Source organism: Streptomyces sp. 7R007 (assembly GCF_054850255.1).
Map to the genome: position 1 here is coordinate 1 of NZ_JBTWMV010000089.1, position 16569 is coordinate 16569.

Sequence of the window (16569 nt, forward strand, 5' to 3'; positions counted from 1 at the left end):
AAGGCCCGGCCCGGGGGGCCTTACGGCCACCACACCGTCACCTTCGAGACGTCAAGGAAGTTGAGGCATGCCCGGCCGACGCCGACTGGGCCTCGATGCGGCCCGTGAATCCTGTGGTCGGCGTATGTCGAGAAAGTCGTGTCGGTTCCGTCCCTGGGGTGAGTGACGACGACCCCGGAGGAACCGCCATGGACGTGCGTGAGATCACCGAGATCCTGGACCGGCCGATCAGCCGGGAACTGCTGGCACGCGATGTGCTGCGCCTGGCGTACGTGGCCAAGGACGGCACGCCCCGCACCATTCCGATCGCGTTCACCTGGAACGGCCGCGAGATCGTCATGTGCACCACGAAGAACGCCCCCAAGCTCCCGGCGCTGCGCGAGAACCCGATGGTCGCCCTGACGATCGACACCGAGGTGCACCCGCCCAAGATCTTGCTCATCCGCGGGCGGGCCGCACTGGACGTCGTTGACGGCATTCCCGACGAGTACCTCCAGATGAACGGCTCCTACCAGATGACGCCCGAGCAGCGGATCGCATGGGAGGCCGAGGTCCGCTCGTTGTACGACGGCATGGTGCGGATCGTGGTGACGCCGACGTGGGTCAAGCTGATCGATTTCGAGACGACCTTGCCCAGCGCCGTCGAGGAACTCGTCCGCCGGCGGGCGGAACGGAACGCCTCCGAGGGCGCCGCGACCTCATGATGCATGACTGCGGTGGGCCGCCGCGCACGGTCAGGTGTCGTCGCCGGAGCGGGCCGTGCCTCCGGGCGCCGCCCCGGTGGCATCGAAGCCGAGGCCGTGGTGCATCTGGTCGGCGATCCAGGCGGCGTACTCCCGCTCGGTCCAGCCGCACGTTTGGACCAGGGACCGGTAATGGGACGGGTCGTTGAACATCCACACCACGTCCACGGCGCGCTCCCGGTCCAGGCCGTGCGGCCGGGGGCCGAGTGCCTCAAGTCGGTCGATCACCATCGTGGCTCCGGCGCGTCGGTTGCGCTGCATGGTTTCCCACAGGCCGGCCGGCTCGGGGCCTTCGTCGGCGGCGCGGCGCACGACTTCGAAAACGGCTGCGGCACGCCGGCCGATGATGCGGCAGACCTCGGCGTAGGCCTGCAGGACCGCCTTCGGTGTCTGCGCCTCCCGGACGGGTTGGAACCAGGGACGCTCGGCCACCGGCACCGGTTCGTCGTCGCCCGCCAACGCCTGGTCCACCACCACGCGCAGCAACGCGGCCTTGGATCCGAACGCGGAGAAGACGGTCGGCCGCGCCACGGCGGCCTGCCGGGCGATGTCGGCGAGGGACGTGGCCGCATAGCCACGCTCGCCGAAGAGCCGCTGGGCTGCCGCGACGATGGCCTGGCGGGTCTGCCGGGCCTGCTGGTCCCGCAGTGGCGAGTCGTACTGGCGCCGCCCGCGGCCGGCCGCACTGCTGTTGACGCCCATGACTCGCCATACTAGCGTCATATTGACCAGACGCTGTCTGTCCAAACAGGAGGCGGCCATGCCGTCCGTCAACCGTCCTTACGTCCTGGGGAGCGCCGAGGGCCAGGCTCTGTGGTTTCTCGGCAACCTCGTCACCGTCAAGGCCGCCGCAGCGCAGACCCGGGGTCGGCTCACCGTGGCGGAGTTCCTCAACCCGCCCGGCTTCGCCCCGCCGCTGCACCGGCACCTGGAAGAGGACGAGATGTTCTACGTCCTGTCCGGCACGGCCCGCTTCCTGTGCGACGGGGAAGAACTCATGGCACGGCCAGGGGATTTCGTCCTCCTGCCCGTCGGCCTGCCCCACGCCTTCGTCGTGGGCTCCGAGGAACCCCTGCGCTGCCTGCAGATCACCACGCCGTCCGGCTTCGAGGACTTCGCGACGGACGTCGGCACACCGGCCGGCGAACACCGGCTCCCCGACCCGGCACCGTTCGACCCCGCCACCCTCAGCCACGCCGCCGCCCGCCACCACATCGAGATCCTCGGCCCGCCACCGAGTCCCCTCACCGGCGCATAGGCGCGCGGGAGCGCCGCACCGGGCTTCTCACTGGAGCGCGGCAGCGGGCGATGCCGCCTACGTAGGGATCGTCACAGGAGTCGCCGTCCGCATGAAGCGTGCGGCCCAGCCCGGGCTCTCGGCAGCCGAGTGCAGCAGCACCTCCCTTCGTACACCGATGATCAGCGGTGGCCGTCCCCATTCCTCAGCCGCCCCCACCAGCGTGACCCTGGGCGTGGCGCAGAACGGCCGCCGCCTGATCACTGACCTACCGATGAATTCGAGTCTCCCGGAGGGTCTGTCCGAGAGGAGAGCCCAGAGGAGGTCCGCATGACCAAGGTCTATACACACATGACGATGTCGGTGGACGGCTACATCGCCGACCCCAAGGACGGAACCGGTGAGCTGTTCGGTTGGTACAGTGCCGGCGATGTCACCGTGCCGAGTGCCGACGAGCGCTGGTCGTTCCAGGTCGACGCGAACAGCGCGGAGATGCTGCGCGAGGTTCTCGCCGGGGCTGGTGCGCTCGTCTGTGGCCGCCGGCTGTTTGACTTGACCAACGGTTGGAACGACAACCACCCGATCGGCGCGCCAGTCGTCGTCGTGACGCACAACGTGCCCGAAGACGCCGTGAAGTGGGTGCGCACGACTTTCGTCGACGACGTCGCGGAAGGTATCGCGCGCGCCAGGGAGATCGCCGGCAACAAACACGTCAGCATCGCCAGCGCCGACATCGCAAGGCAGGCGCTTGACCTGGGACTGGTGGATGAGGTCTACATCAGTCTCGTACCGGTGCTGCTCGGCAAAGGGATCCCGTACTTCGCCAACCTGACCGGCGCACCGCACCGCTTCGACGACCCGATCGTGATCCAAGGTAAGGGCGCGACACACCTGCGGTACCGCGTGCGACGCTGAGGCTCCAGACCCATCGCCCGCAGTCGATTCAGCTCATCCCGCTTGATCTTGCCGTGTCTGGTGTAATCACGGCGCCGGAGTCGTCCTGGATAGTACTCCAGCAGGATTTCGCTGTCTGACCTGGTCTTTTTGCCGGGTGGCGGGAGTGTAGCGGGACTTCGACCGTGCGGGGGCGGTCTCACGGAGACCGCCCCTCGATCGTGCGACAGCGCCGCAGGTAGTGACAGCGGCGGGGCAGCCTCCGAGGGTGATCACCGAGCATGCCGCATCGCAGTGGGACCTCGAACTGGATGACCTCTTCCTGACCATCGGGCACCGCTTTGGCCGAGTCGAGCTCCGCCGCCGGATGCGGGACTACGTACGCGGACTGCTCGCCCCGGTGGCTCGCAAGAACAGTTGGCGGTTGGCCGAGCAGGCCGGCCACTCCACCCCTGACGGCCTGCAGCACTTCCTCGCCGGATCGAAGTGGGAGCCCGATGACATCCGTGACGACCTGCAGGAATACGTCGCCTGCAAGCTCGGCGAGGCTGGCGGCGTCCTGATCATCGACGACACCGGGTTCATCAAGAAGGGCACCACCTCTGCCGGGGTCCAGCGCCAGTACTCCGGAACCGCCGGCCGGACCGAGAACTGCCAGATCGGCGTCTTCGCCGCCTTCGCCACCACCCGTGGCAGGGCCCTGGTCGACCGCGAGCTCTACCTCCCGAAGTCCTGGACCGAGGACCGGGAACGCTGCCGCACCGCAAGGGTCCCCGACGAGCGGGAGTTCGCCACCAAGGGCGAACTGGCCCGGCACATGGTGCTGCGGGCCCTCGCCTCGCCGCTGCCCATCACCTGGGTCACCGCGGATTCCGCCTACGGCCAGGACAACCGATTCCGCCGGCTGCTGGAACAGTCGGGCGTCGGCTACGTGCTGGCCCTACCCAAGTCCCAGTTCAGCGTGGGCTGTTCACGAATCGAGGGCCTTTTCGCTCAGGCACCCGCCGAGGCATGGGAGAAGATCTCGTGCGGCGACGGCGCGAAGGGGCCCCGCGTCTATCACTGGGCAGCGGTGCGACTGCCGGCCGTCGCCGAGTTCGACTATCAGGGCGAGGTCCCTCACCGGATGCGGTGGGCACTTGCCCGGCGCAGCATCAGCAAGCCCACCGAGATCGCCTACTACCTCGCCTACGCACCGCTTCAGATCACCGTCCAGGAGCTGGTACGGGTTGCCGGGGCGCGCTGGGCGATCGAGGAGTGCTTCCAGGCCGCGAAGAACGAGTGTGGCCTCGACCAGTACGAGGTCCGCCGCTACGTGGGCTGGTATCGGCACATCACTCTGGCCATGCTCGCGCACGCCTTTCTGGCCGCTACGGCACACCAGTCCTGGGAAAAGGGGGCGGAACATGTGGGACACCCGGGGTCATCGGGCTCACAGTGGCGGAGGTTCGGCGACTCCTGGCAGCTTGTCGTGCCCGGCCCCCGCACCTGAGCGGACACCGCGGACGACACCACGCGCTGAGCTGGTCAAACTGGCGCCGCCGACGCCAAGCAGTCGCCCGCCGCTGTCACTACCTGCGGCGTTGTCGCACGATCGAGGGGCGGTCTCCGTGAGACCGCCCCCGTACGGTCGAAGTCCCGCTACACTCCCGCCACCCGGCAAAAAGACCAGGTCAGACAGCGAAATCCTGCTGGAGTACTAGTCCCACACCACGGACCACACCGTCGCACCGTGCGGCACCTCCGGAACATCACAGTAGACATCCACTAGCTCCGGGATCACACCGCTGCTCTCGAGACCCTCGAACCACGCGCCACAGACGCTCTGATCCACCGTGGTACACACAGCGACGGCCTCCCCGGCCAGTTCCCCCGCCTCCATCGTCTCCGGGTGCAGTTGTACCCGGACCCAGGCGACGTCCTCGCGTCTCTCGACAGCGCGAAGGCGTTCGGCCAGTACCGCAAGGGCAGGCCTCCCATAGCCCCACTGGTTCGGCGCGATGCATCCCTCGTTGTCGTTGCCGTCGAAGAACTCGTCCAGGGTGAGCAACGGCATCACGCCATCGTCGCCGGCACGGTTGACCACTTGCTCGACTGAGATCACGCTCGAGAACCCCTCCGATCGCCTCCATGGGCCCCGCAGGCGCCGCAGCAACGAGGCGGAGAGAATCCCGGCCGTCGTAACAGGCACCCTCTGGGACACCCCATCGGAAGCATCCACCGTCCGTTCGGCCCCGGCGACCGACCGCTCGGGACGCCACCAGGCCGGAAGCCCGACTCCACGCCGTTCAGGATCCGCGGTCCTCCGCCGTCACCACGACCCATCCGTTCCGGCCACACCGACAGACACACTATTGGAGTGAGTTCCAACTGTGGAAGAGCGCAAAATCTTGGGGTTCTGTAAAGTCGCCCTGTGGCAGCGAACGAGACCTCCCGAACGGCCCGCCGGGCCGCCGCGACGCGGCAGTCGATCATCGAAGCGGCGGAGGCGATCCTCGTCGCGGACGGGCCCACGGCCCTGACTCTGGAGGCCGTCGCCGAACGCGCCGACGTGGCCGTGCAGACGGTCTACAACCGGGTCGGCGGGAGATCCGCGGTCCTCGTCGCGGTGGCCGAGCGGGCCTTCCGGGAGAACCGGGAGTACATGGACGCCGCCTACGCCACCCCCGGCACCCCTCGCGAACGCATCCTGCTGGCCGCCGACGCCTACGCACGCTTCGCCCTCGAACGCCCGCACCACTTCCGGCTGCTCGCCGAACCCCCTGCCGACGCCGGGTCCCTGAAGGGCATCGCCGACCTCGTCGACGAACAGAACGCCAAACTCACCGCGGCACTGCGCGACGGCGTCGCCGACGGCTCCTTCAACCCCGACCTGGACCCCAGGGCCACGGCCTACGCCCTGTGGGCCGCCATGAACGGCGTCCTCGCCCTGAGCTGGCGCGCTGACCGCCTCCACGTCGACCCGCAGGACATGGGCCCCGTGCTCGACACCATCCTCACCGTGATCACTCGGGGCCTCGACGCAAGGACCTGACCCTGCGCGCGCACCACAACGGCGCCGGCTTCGGCGTGGACGGCGTCGGACGACGGCCGCTCCGCCGGAGGAGCGCGGGAGCGCTGCCGGGTTGTCGTGGGGGCGGCCGGACGGTGCTGCGCGGCATCGCGACCACTGGCCCGACCTGCACCTTCCCGAGTCCCGTTGGGGAGTGGTGCGGATCATGACGGCGACCGGAAAGCCGATTCCGGGGGTGAAAAGCGAGTTGGTGCCTTCGCCCCGGCCCCTGGCGCGGGACGCTCAGGGCGGCGACGACCCGGCCTTGTCGATCAGATCGCTGAACCGGCCGTAGCCGACGGCCGGTTTGGGTGAACCCCAGGTGATCTGGGCCAGCGACCGCAGTGGGTTGCTGATCCTGGAGGCGACATGGTCCTCGGTGTATGAGTTGTCGCTGTCGGACCAGATCGCCATCTGCGCGCCGCGCAGGCGCGGGCTGTCCGCCGGGATCGTCTGGCTGCCCTTGCCGAGGGCGAAGCGGTTGACCGCGAAATCGTCGTAGATGGCCGCGGGGTCGGGGTAGGAGTCGTTGTCGGTGTCTCCGTACAGGACGTTGGAGTTGCTGTTGAGCAGCGCGTAGCCCTGCTGGTGGAGGTCGGCGGCGCTGGGGGACGAAGAGCCGTACCAGTGCTCGATGGTGAGTCCGGCTCCGACCCGTACCACGGTGTCCGGGACCAACTGGTCGTTCCACATGCTCGGTTGCCTGCCGTTGGCGCGCAGATAGGCCGCGAGCCGGTTGACGAAGTCGTAGGCCAGGTCCCAGCCGGTGGCGCCGGGACCGTGAAGGCTCCGGGCCGTCGTGCCCAGCTGTGGGAAGGAATCCAGTTCGTCGGAGGTCAGCCACTCATCGGCGCCGATGCTCCAGCGCGGTCCCGGAAAGACGTCCAGGTACTCGCCGAGGAACGATCGGGCCAGGTCGCAGGCTGCGTCCATCCGGGACAGGTCGAGGCTGAGGTAGCCGTTGGCCCGGCGCAACGCCAGGTCCGGGTGCTGGCTGAGCATCGGGTTCATGTGTCCCGGCATGTCGATTTCCGGGACGATGGTGATGTGCCGGGCCGCGGCATAGGAGACGAGATCGGCCATCTCGGCTTTGGTGTAGTGCTTCTCGGCGACGGCGGCGGGATGGGTGTCGCATTCGAGGCGGTATGCCTGTGTGTCGGTCAGGTGCAGGTGCAGCGTGTTGTATTTGAGCCAGGCGAGTTCCCGGACGAGGGCTTTAAGGAAGCCGAGGGAGTAGTACTTGCGGGCCACGTCGAGCATGAACGAACGCTCGGGGTACGCGGGTGCGTCGGTGCTGCTGCCGCCGGGGATCGTGGTGCCCTGGCGCAGGAGTTGTCCGACCGTCCGAGTGCCGTGGAAGACGCCCGTGTCGTTGGAGCCGCTGATGGTGAGTGTGTCGCGGACGTCGAGCCGGTAGGCGTTCTCGGGCAGTTCAGGGTTGTCGAGGGCCAGGTGGATGTCGCCGGACAGCGCATCGTACGCGGTGCCGCTCGTCACGGTTGGGGTGACGCCGGTCAGCGCCTTCACATCGGCGGCGAACAGACGGGCGCTGGTCGACAGCTGCGGCGTGGCGCTGGTGGCGACGACGATTTTCGGCGACTCACCGAGGGTGAAACTGGTCGGCCCCGCAGTCCAGTTGGACAGGGCCGGTATGACCGTCGGGGCGCTGGAAGCCGCACGGGGTCGTTTCGCTGTGGCCCGGCTGTACGCGGCTGCGGTGACAAGTCCCCCACCCCCGAGGAGCCATCCGGCGAACCGCCTGCGGCTCGGAAAGCGGTGGGGGTTCGGGTCGGTCTCATGCATGGGCGTCCTGCCGCTCGGTCCACCGGCCGCCAACCGTCACCGGCTTTCTTTCGGTTCGTCGAGCACGGTCACCTCCGAGCCGTAGGCCACGACCAGTCGGCCGTCCGGCGCCGTCGCGAGCGCGGTGACGGGGTCGGTGAACTGCGTGCGAGGACCGACCTGTTCGCGCGTCGTCAGGTCCCAGACCCGGACGGCGCTGTCCTCGCCCCCGGTGATCGCGACTGGGCGCCCGTCCAGTACGGCGGTGGTCAGCGAGACGGCTCCGGACTCGTGCAGGGTGAGTGGTTCGCCCACAGGGGCCATGGTGGCCAGGTCCCACACCCGCAGCATGCCACTCGTGTCGTCGTTGCTGAGGGTGACCACGACGGGACGGTCCCCGACGACCGCGGTGGCCACCGCGTCGAGGAACTCCTCCTCCTCGTCGCTGTCGGGGTTCGGCTCGACGGCCATGACCTCCCCCACCCGGGCGCCGGTCGCCAGGTCCCACACCAGGACCGTACCGGTGCCGTCCCCGGTGACCGCGACCGCGCGGCCGTCCAGCAGCGCCATGGCCACGTCGGCCACTTCCTCCTCGTGGCCGGGCAACGGCCCCTGCAGGAGCCTGCGATCGGCCAGATCCCACAGGTATCCCGCGCCTTTCCTGTCGCCGGTCACCAGGACGGCGCGCCCGTCGAGTACCGTCACCGCGAGGGCCCGCACGGCGTCACCGTGCGCCATGGGCCGGCCGGTCTCCTGGCCGGTGGCCGGGTCCCACACCCTGGCCATGCCGTCGAAGCCGCCCGTGACCACGACGAGCCGGCCCTCGATGTGCGCCGTCGCCATCGCGGACCCGGTCCCGCCGTGCCCGGTGATCGGCGTGCCCACCACGTCCCCCGTGGCGAGATCCCACACCCGGGCCGTGTCATCGGCGCCCGCGCTAACCACCACCGCGCGGCCGTCGGACTCGGCCGTGGCGAGGGAGTGGACGGTGTCGCCGTGCCCGGAGCGGCGGTTGTCCGGGGAATCGAACCCCCCGAGTTCCCAGACCCGGATCCTTCCGTTGGCGCAGGCGAGGACGGCGAGGGGCCGCGCCTCGGCCACGGTGGCCGCCACCGCGTGGATGTGACCGTTGAAACCGGTGTAGACGGAGTCGAGTTCCGCGCCGCCGGCCAGGTCATAGACCCGTGCGATCGCGCTCAAGCCTCCGGTGACGACGATGTCGCGGCCGTATGCCTGCCCCAGGACCGCCCCGCGCGCGCCTTCGGCCTTCCCCGGGACCGCGCTGCCCACCTGCGTGCCGGTCGCCATCTCGGTGACGACGATCTCCCCGTCGCTGCCGCCCATGACCAGGACCGGCCGGCCCTGGAGGACGTCCGTCGTCAAGGACTGCGCCCTGCCGCAGGGCATCCGGCCGGGCAGCCGTGTCAGTCGGCGCTTGTCCAGGTCCCACACCCGCGCAACGCCCTCGTCATCGACCGTCGTCGCCACCGTCCGGCGGTCGATCACCGCAGTGGCCAGCTGGCGCAGCGGGGTGTGTCCGTCGGTGAGCGGCTTGCCGACCGGCTCGCCCGTCGCGAGGTCCCAGAGGCGTACGGTCCCGTCGGCGCCCGCGCTGACCACCACCCGCCGACCGCGGACCGTGGCCACGGCCACCGCCGTCACCGGGCCCGTGTGGCCGGTCAAGGGCCGGCAGAGATCCTGACGGGTCTTCAAATCCCGGATGCGGGCGGTCCCGTCCTCACCCCCGCTGACCACCACCGTACGGCCTTCCAGTGCCTCCACGGCCAGCGAGACCACGGCGCCCCGGTGGCCCTCCATGGCGGCGCCCAATGGCTCGCCGCTGACCAGATCCCACACCCGCACAGTGCCGTCGGCGCCCGCGCTGACCGCGACGGGGCGGCCGTCGAGCAGTGCCGTGGCCACGCCGTACGCATCGCCTTCGTGGCCCGTCGCGCTCCAGCGGAAGCCGCCGAGCTGTGTGCCGGTGGACCATGCGACACGTCCCCACCACGGGGCGGCGGGCTCGTCCGGCAGGGGCACGGCGCTGATCCGCGACGCCAGCTGCCGGTCGCCGCGCCGCACGGCGTCCAGGGCGAGCAGGAAGCGGCGTACGGCGGCGGGGGCGGTCGCGTGCAGCTCGGCCGAGGTCTGGTAGACCCGCATGACGGACGCGACCCCCGGACCCACCGCCAGCTCCAGCAGGGCGTTCACGGTCGTCGGGTCGGCGGTCACCAGGAACCCCGGGTCGCCCGTGAGCACCCGGCCCAGCCGCTGAGCGGCCTCGGAGGCAAAGTCCGTGTGGCCGCCCTCGGCCGCCCGCCGCCAGTGAACGGTGGCCTGGCCGGTGTCGCCGCGCTCCGCCAGCAGGTCGCCGAGGCGCAGTTGGGCGAGTTGACTCTGGGGCTGTACACCGGCCTCCACGGCACTGCGCAGGAGAACTTCGGCCGCCTCCGTGTCGCCCTGCTCCATATGCGATTTCGCCCGGGCCAGCAAGACCGAGGTCGAAGCGTGGGAGACGGTGCTGGGGCTGTACACGTCGTCCAGCACCTGCACTGTCTCCTGGTCCTGCCCCGGGTACGTGTCGAGCTCGGAGATCCGCTGCCGGGCGATCCGGGCGAGGGACGGCGGCCCGCTCAGCACGGTGTGATACAGCCGCACGGCCTCCGTCCGATCGCCCGCGCGCTCCTTCAACTCGCCCAGGTACAAGGCGGCTGCGGGAACGACGGGTTCGTATCCGGACGCGCACGCCGTACTCAGCAGAGGCAGGGCCCGCTCGTCGTCGCCCGCCTTGACGCGCATGAGCCCCAGAGCCAGTGCGGAGCGGGCGGCCAGTCGGCGCAGCGGGGACCGCCCGGCCCGCTCGAAGTACGTGGCCGCCTGCAGGACGTCGCCCTGGCGAGCGAGAGCTACCCCCCGGAAGTAGAGCACGTCGTACTCGGCCTCGGCACCGGCGAGGGCGACCGCACGCTCCATCGCCGCAGTCGCCTCTTCGTAGGCTTCCGACACCCCCAACGCGACCATGCAGGTGTGCAATTCGGCTGCGGCCCGCTTGCCCGGATCCCCACTCGCCCGCGCCGCCCCGGCCAGCGATGCGGCCTCCAGGCTACGGTCCTCGGCCACCAGTCGGTCGAGCCGCTCCATCAGACTCTCGTACGTCATGCTCCTTATCGCGACCGAGGCCTGAAGAGCGTCCGGGTTCTGCTCGATACGCTGCTGCCGTCTGCGGCGCAGCCAGCCTCCAACGCCCCGCCCGTCTTTCGTTCCCACCACACTTCTCTCTCTCAGCCGGTCCGGCGAGCAACGTGGATCGGCACGCCCTGGGCGCGGCCTCGCCGGCACGGCCGCAGGCGCCGAGCGCCGGACCGAGCGCCAACACCACTCCACTCTGGCGGCCCGGCGGCGACGAACGCGTCAACTCCATTGGGGCGGACCATTGTTTGATCCAACTCCAAGAGTGGAAGGTATGCCAATCATGGAGGGCTGTAAAGGTGCCCTCGTCGCAATGTCCTGCCCCTGGGGCCGCCGCGGAGCGTGCCGACGCCGCCGCCGTCGTCGGGCCGACCGCCCGTGACAAGCGCGTCGGTGAGCCGAAGAGCCGTCGCTCACGGCGAAGCCAGATCGGTCAATGCATATGGGTGACGCTGTCAGACGAGTGCGGGCCCGATGGGATCGCCACTGGAGGCACGGGTGACGAGCCGGGGGCGCAGGCGCCCGGAGGTGGCGGGTTCACCGGCGATGCGGTGCAGGAGCTGGCGTACGGCGGCGCGGCCGAGTTCGGCCATGGGGGAGTGGACGCTGGTCAACGGTATGGGGAGTTCGGCGGCGAGGGGGGTGTCGTTGAAGCCGACCAGCGCGAAGTCGCCGCCGGGGCGCAGGCCCAGGTCGCGGGCGGCGCCCATGGCGCCGAGGGCGGCGAGGTCGTTGACTGCGAAGAGCGCGGTGGGCCTGTCCGGAAGTGTGAGCAGGTCCATAGCGGCCTGGCGCCCGCCGGAGATGTCGAAGGGGCAGTGGCGCATCCGGTGGCCCGGGACCGGCAGGCCGGCCTCCCGGTAGCGGTCCAGGAAGCCTGCCGCGCGGTCGGTTCCGGTGCTGGCGAACGGTTCTCCGGCGATCACCGCGACCCGGCGGTGCCCGAGGCCCAGCAGGTGTTCCGCCGCCATCCGCCCGCCCAGGATGTCGTCGCAGGTCACTGCCGGATGATCGCCGTCCGTGCGGCGGTTGACCAGGACGTACGGGACGCGTCGCAGCGCGGGTTCGGCCAGCACAGCGCCGTCGAGGTGCGCGTCGCCGATGATCAGTCCGTCCACCCGGCGGCCCAGTACCATCGCGATCCGCTCCCGCTGCACGGCGGGATTGTCGCGGGTGTTGGTCACGAAGACCGACAGCCCGTGTGCGGCCGCCTCCTCCTCCACGCCCTCGTAGATGGTGGCCACCACGATCTCCGACAGGCGCGGGAAGAGCACACCCACCAGGTTGCTGCGCCGGGTGCGCAGACTGGTGGCGTGCGGGTTGGGCTGGTAGCCGAGTTCCCTGGCCAGTGACCGGATGCGCTGCGCCGTCTGCCCGGACGCCGCCCGGCCCTGCACGTCCGCCTTGCCGTTGAGGACCCGTGACACCGTCGAGACGTGCAGTCCCAGCCGCTCTGCGATCCCCTGTAGCGTGACCGGCTTGTCCGGGTCCGTCGTAGTGCCATCCATCTCATCCACGGTCCCATTGTGGCCGAGTCCGCCACAGCCCCTGACATGTGCGCACGCATACCGGCTCCCTCTCTGTGGCAAGAGAGCGAGCCTCCACGCTCGCCGGGAGTGGCGCACGCGAAACGACTGGTATCACTGGGGCATGCAGGAAGAGATTGCACGCTCCGCGATCGACACGTTCATCTCCGCGTTCAACGCCTCGGACGACAGCTATGTGACTGCTCTGCTCTCCCAGGCTCTGACCTCGGACGTGGTCTTCTGGGGGCCGTTGGGTCGCAGCGAAGGAATCGCGGCGGTCGAGCGGTTCGTGCTGGACATCCGGCGCCACCCGGCGGGGACCGGCACGATGGTGCGCTGCTCGGCGGTGGACATGCCTGACGAGTGGGCCCGGTACCAGTGGGTCTTCACCACGCCGGATGGAGGTCCCCGTCTGGCGGGAACGGACGTCGTCCATCTGCGGCGGAGCCTCATCGACCAAGTCATCGTCTTTGCGGGGGAGTTCGAACCGTCCGCCTCCTGAGTCGGCCTTCGGTCGCTGTTTTGCGTGGGGTGGCTGCGGCGGTGGAAGTGTGCCAGGGCGAACCGCCCGGTGGCCGAAGTGGCCTCGACCGGATCGGCCCTGCATCGGATCGATCTCCAGCGCCATGTCACCCGAGGAGAACTGCGCGCGAGCCACCTGCGCCATCAGCTCCTTCGCCTGGGTGACGAGCACCCAGTGGCCCGCCTCCCGCCCAGGGCCCAGGTGACGCCCAGCCACAGCACCATCGCACCGGTGACCGCCTCCGCAGCCTCGTCCCACGCGCGGCTGGTGGAAGGAGGACCCGATCGACTGCCCAGAACGGTGGCCACCTCCTGCTCGGGGTCCACGGTGACGGTCACCGTACTGCCGAGCGGCAGTCGCCGACCGCCGGTGTCCAGCGGACCCGCCGGCGGGCCGGTCGGCACACGGAGTTCGTAGGTGTAGCTGACACCACCCAGGCTCCCCTTCTCCGTCTCGGCCACCACCACCGCACGTTCGACCCGCCCCCGGTCGTGGAAGACCTGCTGAGTCATGACGTGCAACCGCAACATGGGCACCGCGCCCACCAGGATCGCGAACAACAGCGCCATCCACACCCGCGCACCGAGGTGGAACGCCAGGACCCCCAGCACCCCGGCCGCGCAGATCCACAGCGGCATGACGACCTTGTTCTGCTCGTGGCAGGCGAACCACGCCAGCCCATGCGTCACACCCCGCAGGACCGCGGCCCCCGCTGCTCCGGCAAGCAGACCCACCGCCACCAACAGCACCCGATCCGTGCGCACACGAAGACGCCGGAGCGGCAGCGACACCTTCATCGGCTGCACCCGGCCCTTTCCTCCGCGGAGGCCGACCGTCGGACGACGACCACCGAGGCGGCCCTTCCGGCGCCGGGCCGCGGGCCGTCGCGGACCTGGCCGACCACGCGCTCGTCACCCACCCTCTGATCCAGCATCTCCCCGTCCCGGAAAGCCACGGCGGCTTGCGCGCCGCCCTGCGTATGCGCGGTGCGCCGCACCGATGCCCGCAAAGTCTGGGCCGCGAGTGCTCACACCCCTCCGGCGGCCGGCCCCGGGTTCGCCGTGGAGCGGGTCTCTTCGATGAGGCGGAGTACCGCGCGGGCGTTGGCGACCTGGACGGGAACCGGTCGTGGGAGGGTGCGCGCGTGGATCAGGAGCGAACTGTGCGCGCGTTGGGTGACATCGGTCAGCTCCGGCCAGGTGACCGTCCTGCGCTGCCCGGCGGTGATGACAAGCCCTTCCTGGGTGAGCGTCAGTTCGTCTCCCGTCAGGCCGACGAAACCGCAGACACGCAGGCTTTCCCGTAGCCGGGCTTCGATGAACGGTTCGATATGGGCGTCGATCGCCTCGATCAGTGAGCGGTGGCGTCGTACGTGGAGCAGCTCCACCGGTTCGTCCATGCTGCTGATCAGGATCCAGCTCATCTCGTGATGGATGGTCAGTTTCTCCCGGCCGCCGCTGACCTGCTGTGTGTCGTGCCCGCTCGCCAGGTGGACTGTCCCCTCCACAACGTCCCAGGGGATCCCCAGGGTCCGTTGGTCGGCGGCGAAGACCAGGCCGCGCTCGTAGACCAGAACGGCCTGCAGGCCACGGCCCACGGTCAGCAGACCGAAGCCGCCGAGCACCGCGCCGCCACCGGCCAGCACACTGACGGCCGGCCACAGGTGACCCGCGCGGATGACGAGCCAGAAGACGACCACCAGGGCGCCCCCGCCCCACTTCCAGACGGCGAGCGGCACGTAACGGTGCAGCCGGTGCACCGACCTGCGCTCACCGAGGTCGACCGCATCCGCGATCTCGTCGCACTCCGACAACTTCAGCACGCTCTGCCTCCCCTGGTATGCGACCGCCAGTATCTTCGCCCCAAACGTTTGGCGCAATCGTTTGGGTTAATCGAGTACCGGGCTCGATTCAGCGCCCTGTTCACGGGAATGACAGCCGATCAGACAACGCAAGGGGGCCTGCTGCCCGGCTACCTGGTGCCGCGCACCGTGGTCGTCCTGCCCTCCCTGCCGTTGACCGCCAACGGCACGCTGGACCGGCGCGCCCTGCCCGCCGTCGGGGAACCGGCCCGTGGCACCGGCCCAGCGCCGCGTTTAGCGAACCCGCTGGAGGAGCGGTTCGCCGAGGCCTGGCGGCAGGTGCTGGGAACGACGCCGTCGGTCCGCACGACGGCTTCTTCGACGCCGGGGGCGACTCGCTGCGCGACGCCGCGCCGCTCATCGAGCCCTTCGCGCTGCTCGGCGCGGCTGACCGGGAACGGCTGCCGGACGGTGTCGCGGACGCGTACCCGCTCTCCCGGGTGCAGGCCCGCATGCCGGTGGAGATGCTCGCCCAATCCGGGCGAGAACCTGCACCACAACGTGACGTCCTTCCGGGGGAAGGACAGTGAGCCGCTGTCGGATGCGGCCCTGCAGGGGTCGGCCCGGACCGTGGTGCGCCGGCACGAGGCGCTGCGCACGGCGATCCGCCTCACCGGCTACTCGGCCCCGTCCAGCTGGTGCACCGCGAGGCGGTCCTGACGGTGCCGGTGACCCGGCACGCCGACGTCGGTCCGGGGGACTGGCGTCCGGTCCTGGAGGACTACGCGCACGGCGAGCGGCAGCGCCTGTTGCACGAATCCGGCACCTGGCTCCCGGGGCGCACGACGTGCTGGCACCCTCTGCCTCGGTCTGGACCGCGAGCCGCGCGTCCACAGCGGCGCGAACCTGTGGTGGTACGACGGCGACGACCTTGAGGCGATGTACCGGGACCTGGAGGAGGGGCACGGGCCCAGGGACGTGACCTCGCTGTTCGTGTCGTTCGCGTCCCTTGAGGACCCGGACGCACCCAACCGCCCGGGTCATGGAACCCGTCCTGCGGGCCGGCGAGAAGGCCCTGGGCACTGGCTGCCGGGGTTGGTGACGGTCACGCCGCTGTTCGGCGGGGTGATGTGGCTGCCGACGTTGATGGCCGCGAAGGCGTTGCCCACCCCGGCGTACTGGGTGGAGCCGGTGCCGTACAGGGCGGCGGCGGCGTTGAGGGCGGCGGTGCGGGCACCGGCGTAGTCGGTGCTGGACGTCATGTACGTCGTCAGCGCCTTGTACCAGATCTTCAGGGCGGCGTCGCGGCCGATGCCGGCCACGGCGACGCCGTCGGCGGTGGGGCTGTTGTAGGTGACCCCGTTGACGGTCTTCGTGCCGCTGCCCTCGGAGAGCAGGTAGAACATGTGGTTCGCCGGACCCGAGGAGTAGTGCACGTCGAGGTTGCCGATGCCGGAGTACCAGCTGTCGGCCGAGTTGCCGTCCTTGCTGGGCTTGTCCTGGGCGCCGTAGGCGGCCTCCGCGCCCGCGGTCTGGGTGTGGGAGCCGGACCCGGTGCCCCAGACGTCGTCGGAGTCGGTCATCAGGGTGCCGGTCCCGGACGTGCCGTTGGCGAGGTTGTATCTGCAGACCGGAGCCCGCTTCTGCCGTGTGGAAGCCCGGCGGCGGATGCGGGACTACGTCCGCGGACTGCTCGGCCCGGTCGGCCGCAAAAACAGCTGGCAACTCGCCGAATACGCCGGCCACACCACCCCACATGGCCTGCAGCACCTCCTCTCCCACAGCCGCTGGGACGCCGACGCCCTGCGCGACGACCTCCAGA

15 protein-coding genes and 1 pseudogene are annotated in these 16569 nt (G+C 70.0%); 8 read left to right on the top strand and 8 right to left on the bottom strand.

Annotation, left to right across the window (positions count from 1 at the left end; translation table 11 throughout):
* Positions 1–188 precede the first annotated feature (188 nt).
* Complete coding sequence (locus ACYF6T_RS42935; protein WP_461703413.1) at positions 189–704, top strand: pyridoxamine 5'-phosphate oxidase family protein; 516 nt, start codon at positions 189–191, stop codon at positions 702–704.
* Between the two features lie 30 nt (positions 705–734).
* On the opposite strand, the gene ACYF6T_RS42940 is transcribed toward ACYF6T_RS42935, so the two are convergent.
* Positions 735–1445, bottom strand: coding sequence for a TetR/AcrR family transcriptional regulator (locus tag ACYF6T_RS42940; RefSeq protein WP_461703414.1), 711 nt, complete (start codon positions 1443–1445; stop codon positions 735–737).
* Between the two features lie 58 nt (positions 1446–1503).
* Here ACYF6T_RS42940 and ACYF6T_RS42945 point away from each other — a divergent pair, with 58 nt between their 5' ends.
* The 3 genes from ACYF6T_RS42945 to ACYF6T_RS42955 all read left to right on the top strand — a co-directional run bounded on the left by ACYF6T_RS42945 (position 1504) and on the right by ACYF6T_RS42955 (position 4366).
* Complete coding sequence (locus ACYF6T_RS42945) at positions 1504–2001, top strand: cupin domain-containing protein (protein ID WP_461703415.1); 498 nt, start codon at positions 1504–1506, stop codon at positions 1999–2001.
* A 309-nt stretch (positions 2002–2310) separates the two neighbouring features.
* Entirely contained in the window at positions 2311–2895 is a 585-nt protein-coding gene (locus ACYF6T_RS42950) for a dihydrofolate reductase family protein (RefSeq protein WP_461703416.1), read from the top strand.
* Positions 2896–3142: 247 nt separating this feature from the next.
* Complete coding sequence (locus ACYF6T_RS42955; RefSeq protein WP_461703417.1) at positions 3143–4366, top strand: IS701 family transposase; 1224 nt, start codon at positions 3143–3145, stop codon at positions 4364–4366.
* A gap of 207 nt (positions 4367–4573) precedes the next feature.
* On the opposite strand, the gene ACYF6T_RS42960 is transcribed toward ACYF6T_RS42955, so the two are convergent.
* A complete protein-coding gene (locus tag ACYF6T_RS42960) occupies positions 4574–4978 on the bottom strand; it encodes a hypothetical protein (RefSeq protein ID WP_461703418.1) in 405 nt (134 codons plus the stop codon).
* A gap of 309 nt (positions 4979–5287) precedes the next feature.
* On the opposite strand from ACYF6T_RS42960, the gene ACYF6T_RS42965 reads away from it, so the two are divergent.
* Complete coding sequence (locus tag ACYF6T_RS42965; RefSeq protein WP_461703419.1) at positions 5288–5908, top strand: TetR/AcrR family transcriptional regulator; 621 nt, start codon at positions 5288–5290, stop codon at positions 5906–5908.
* A 261-nt stretch (positions 5909–6169) separates the two neighbouring features.
* Here ACYF6T_RS42965 and ACYF6T_RS42970 read toward each other — a convergent pair whose 3' ends face one another.
* The 3 genes from ACYF6T_RS42970 to ACYF6T_RS42980 form a co-directional block, all read right to left on the bottom strand.
* Entirely contained in the window at positions 6170–7729 is a 1560-nt protein-coding gene (locus ACYF6T_RS42970; protein WP_461703420.1) for a family 20 glycosylhydrolase, read from the bottom strand.
* A gap of 36 nt (positions 7730–7765) precedes the next feature.
* Positions 7766–10867, bottom strand: coding sequence for a tetratricopeptide repeat protein (locus tag ACYF6T_RS42975; RefSeq protein WP_461703421.1), 3102 nt, complete (start codon positions 10865–10867; stop codon positions 7766–7768).
* A gap of 485 nt (positions 10868–11352) precedes the next feature.
* On the bottom strand, positions 11353–12405 hold the full coding sequence (locus ACYF6T_RS42980) for a LacI family DNA-binding transcriptional regulator (RefSeq protein ID WP_461703426.1): 1053 nt from the start codon (positions 12403–12405) through the stop codon (positions 11353–11355).
* Between the two features lie 142 nt (positions 12406–12547).
* On the opposite strand from ACYF6T_RS42980, the gene ACYF6T_RS42985 reads away from it, so the two are divergent.
* Positions 12548–12925, top strand: a complete 378-nt coding sequence (locus ACYF6T_RS42985) for a nuclear transport factor 2 family protein (protein WP_461703422.1) — start codon at positions 12548–12550, stop codon at positions 12923–12925.
* 164 nt (positions 12926–13089) lie between these two features.
* On the opposite strand, the gene ACYF6T_RS42990 is transcribed toward ACYF6T_RS42985, so the two are convergent.
* Positions 13090–13635, bottom strand: a complete 546-nt coding sequence (locus tag ACYF6T_RS42990) for a hypothetical protein (RefSeq protein WP_461703423.1) — start codon at positions 13633–13635, stop codon at positions 13090–13092.
* A 338-nt stretch (positions 13636–13973) separates the two neighbouring features.
* Positions 13974–14768 (bottom strand): hypothetical protein, encoded by a 795-nt coding sequence (locus ACYF6T_RS42995; protein ID WP_461703424.1) that lies wholly within the window; start codon positions 14766–14768, stop codon positions 13974–13976.
* A 108-nt stretch (positions 14769–14876) separates the two neighbouring features.
* On the opposite strand from ACYF6T_RS42995, the gene ACYF6T_RS43000 reads away from it, so the two are divergent.
* The gene (locus ACYF6T_RS43000) at positions 14877–15467 is read left to right on the top strand and encodes a hypothetical protein (protein WP_461703425.1); all 591 of its coding nucleotides are present in this window, start codon (positions 14877–14879) and stop codon (positions 15465–15467) included.
* A 362-nt stretch (positions 15468–15829) separates the two neighbouring features.
* Here the strand turns inward: ACYF6T_RS43000 and ACYF6T_RS43005 are convergent.
* Positions 15830–16369: pseudogene (locus ACYF6T_RS43005) on the bottom strand (M4 family metallopeptidase); the annotation flags it as partial.
* Between ACYF6T_RS43005 and ACYF6T_RS43010 the strand changes: the two are divergent.
* Positions 16329–16569 (top strand): transposase (locus tag ACYF6T_RS43010; RefSeq protein WP_461703427.1); only part of this gene is annotated, 241 nt, incomplete at its 3' end. The pseudogene ACYF6T_RS43005 and the gene ACYF6T_RS43010 sit on opposite strands and share 41 nt — an antisense overlap.

Coding starts and splice junctions, on each gene's coding strand:
- ACYF6T_RS42935 (WP_461703413.1), top strand. CDS start 189: ATGGACGTGCGTGAGATCACCGAGATCCTGGACCGGCCGATCAGCCGG.
- ACYF6T_RS42940 (WP_461703414.1), bottom strand. CDS start 1,445: ATGGGCGTCAACAGCAGTGCGGCCGGCCGCGGGCGGCGCCAGTACGAC.
- ACYF6T_RS42945 (WP_461703415.1), top strand. CDS start 1,504: ATGCCGTCCGTCAACCGTCCTTACGTCCTGGGGAGCGCCGAGGGCCAG.
- ACYF6T_RS42950 (WP_461703416.1), top strand. CDS start 2,311: ATGACCAAGGTCTATACACACATGACGATGTCGGTGGACGGCTACATC.
- ACYF6T_RS42970 (WP_461703420.1), bottom strand. CDS start 7,729: ATGCATGAGACCGACCCGAACCCCCACCGCTTTCCGAGCCGCAGGCGG.
- ACYF6T_RS42975 (WP_461703421.1), bottom strand. CDS start 10,867: ATGACGTACGAGAGTCTGATGGAGCGGCTCGACCGACTGGTGGCCGAG.
- ACYF6T_RS42980 (WP_461703426.1), bottom strand. CDS start 12,405: ATGGATGGCACTACGACGGACCCGGACAAGCCGGTCACGCTACAGGGG.
- ACYF6T_RS42985 (WP_461703422.1), top strand. CDS start 12,548: ATGCAGGAAGAGATTGCACGCTCCGCGATCGACACGTTCATCTCCGCG.
- ACYF6T_RS43000 (WP_461703425.1), top strand. CDS start 14,877: ATGACAGCCGATCAGACAACGCAAGGGGGCCTGCTGCCCGGCTACCTG.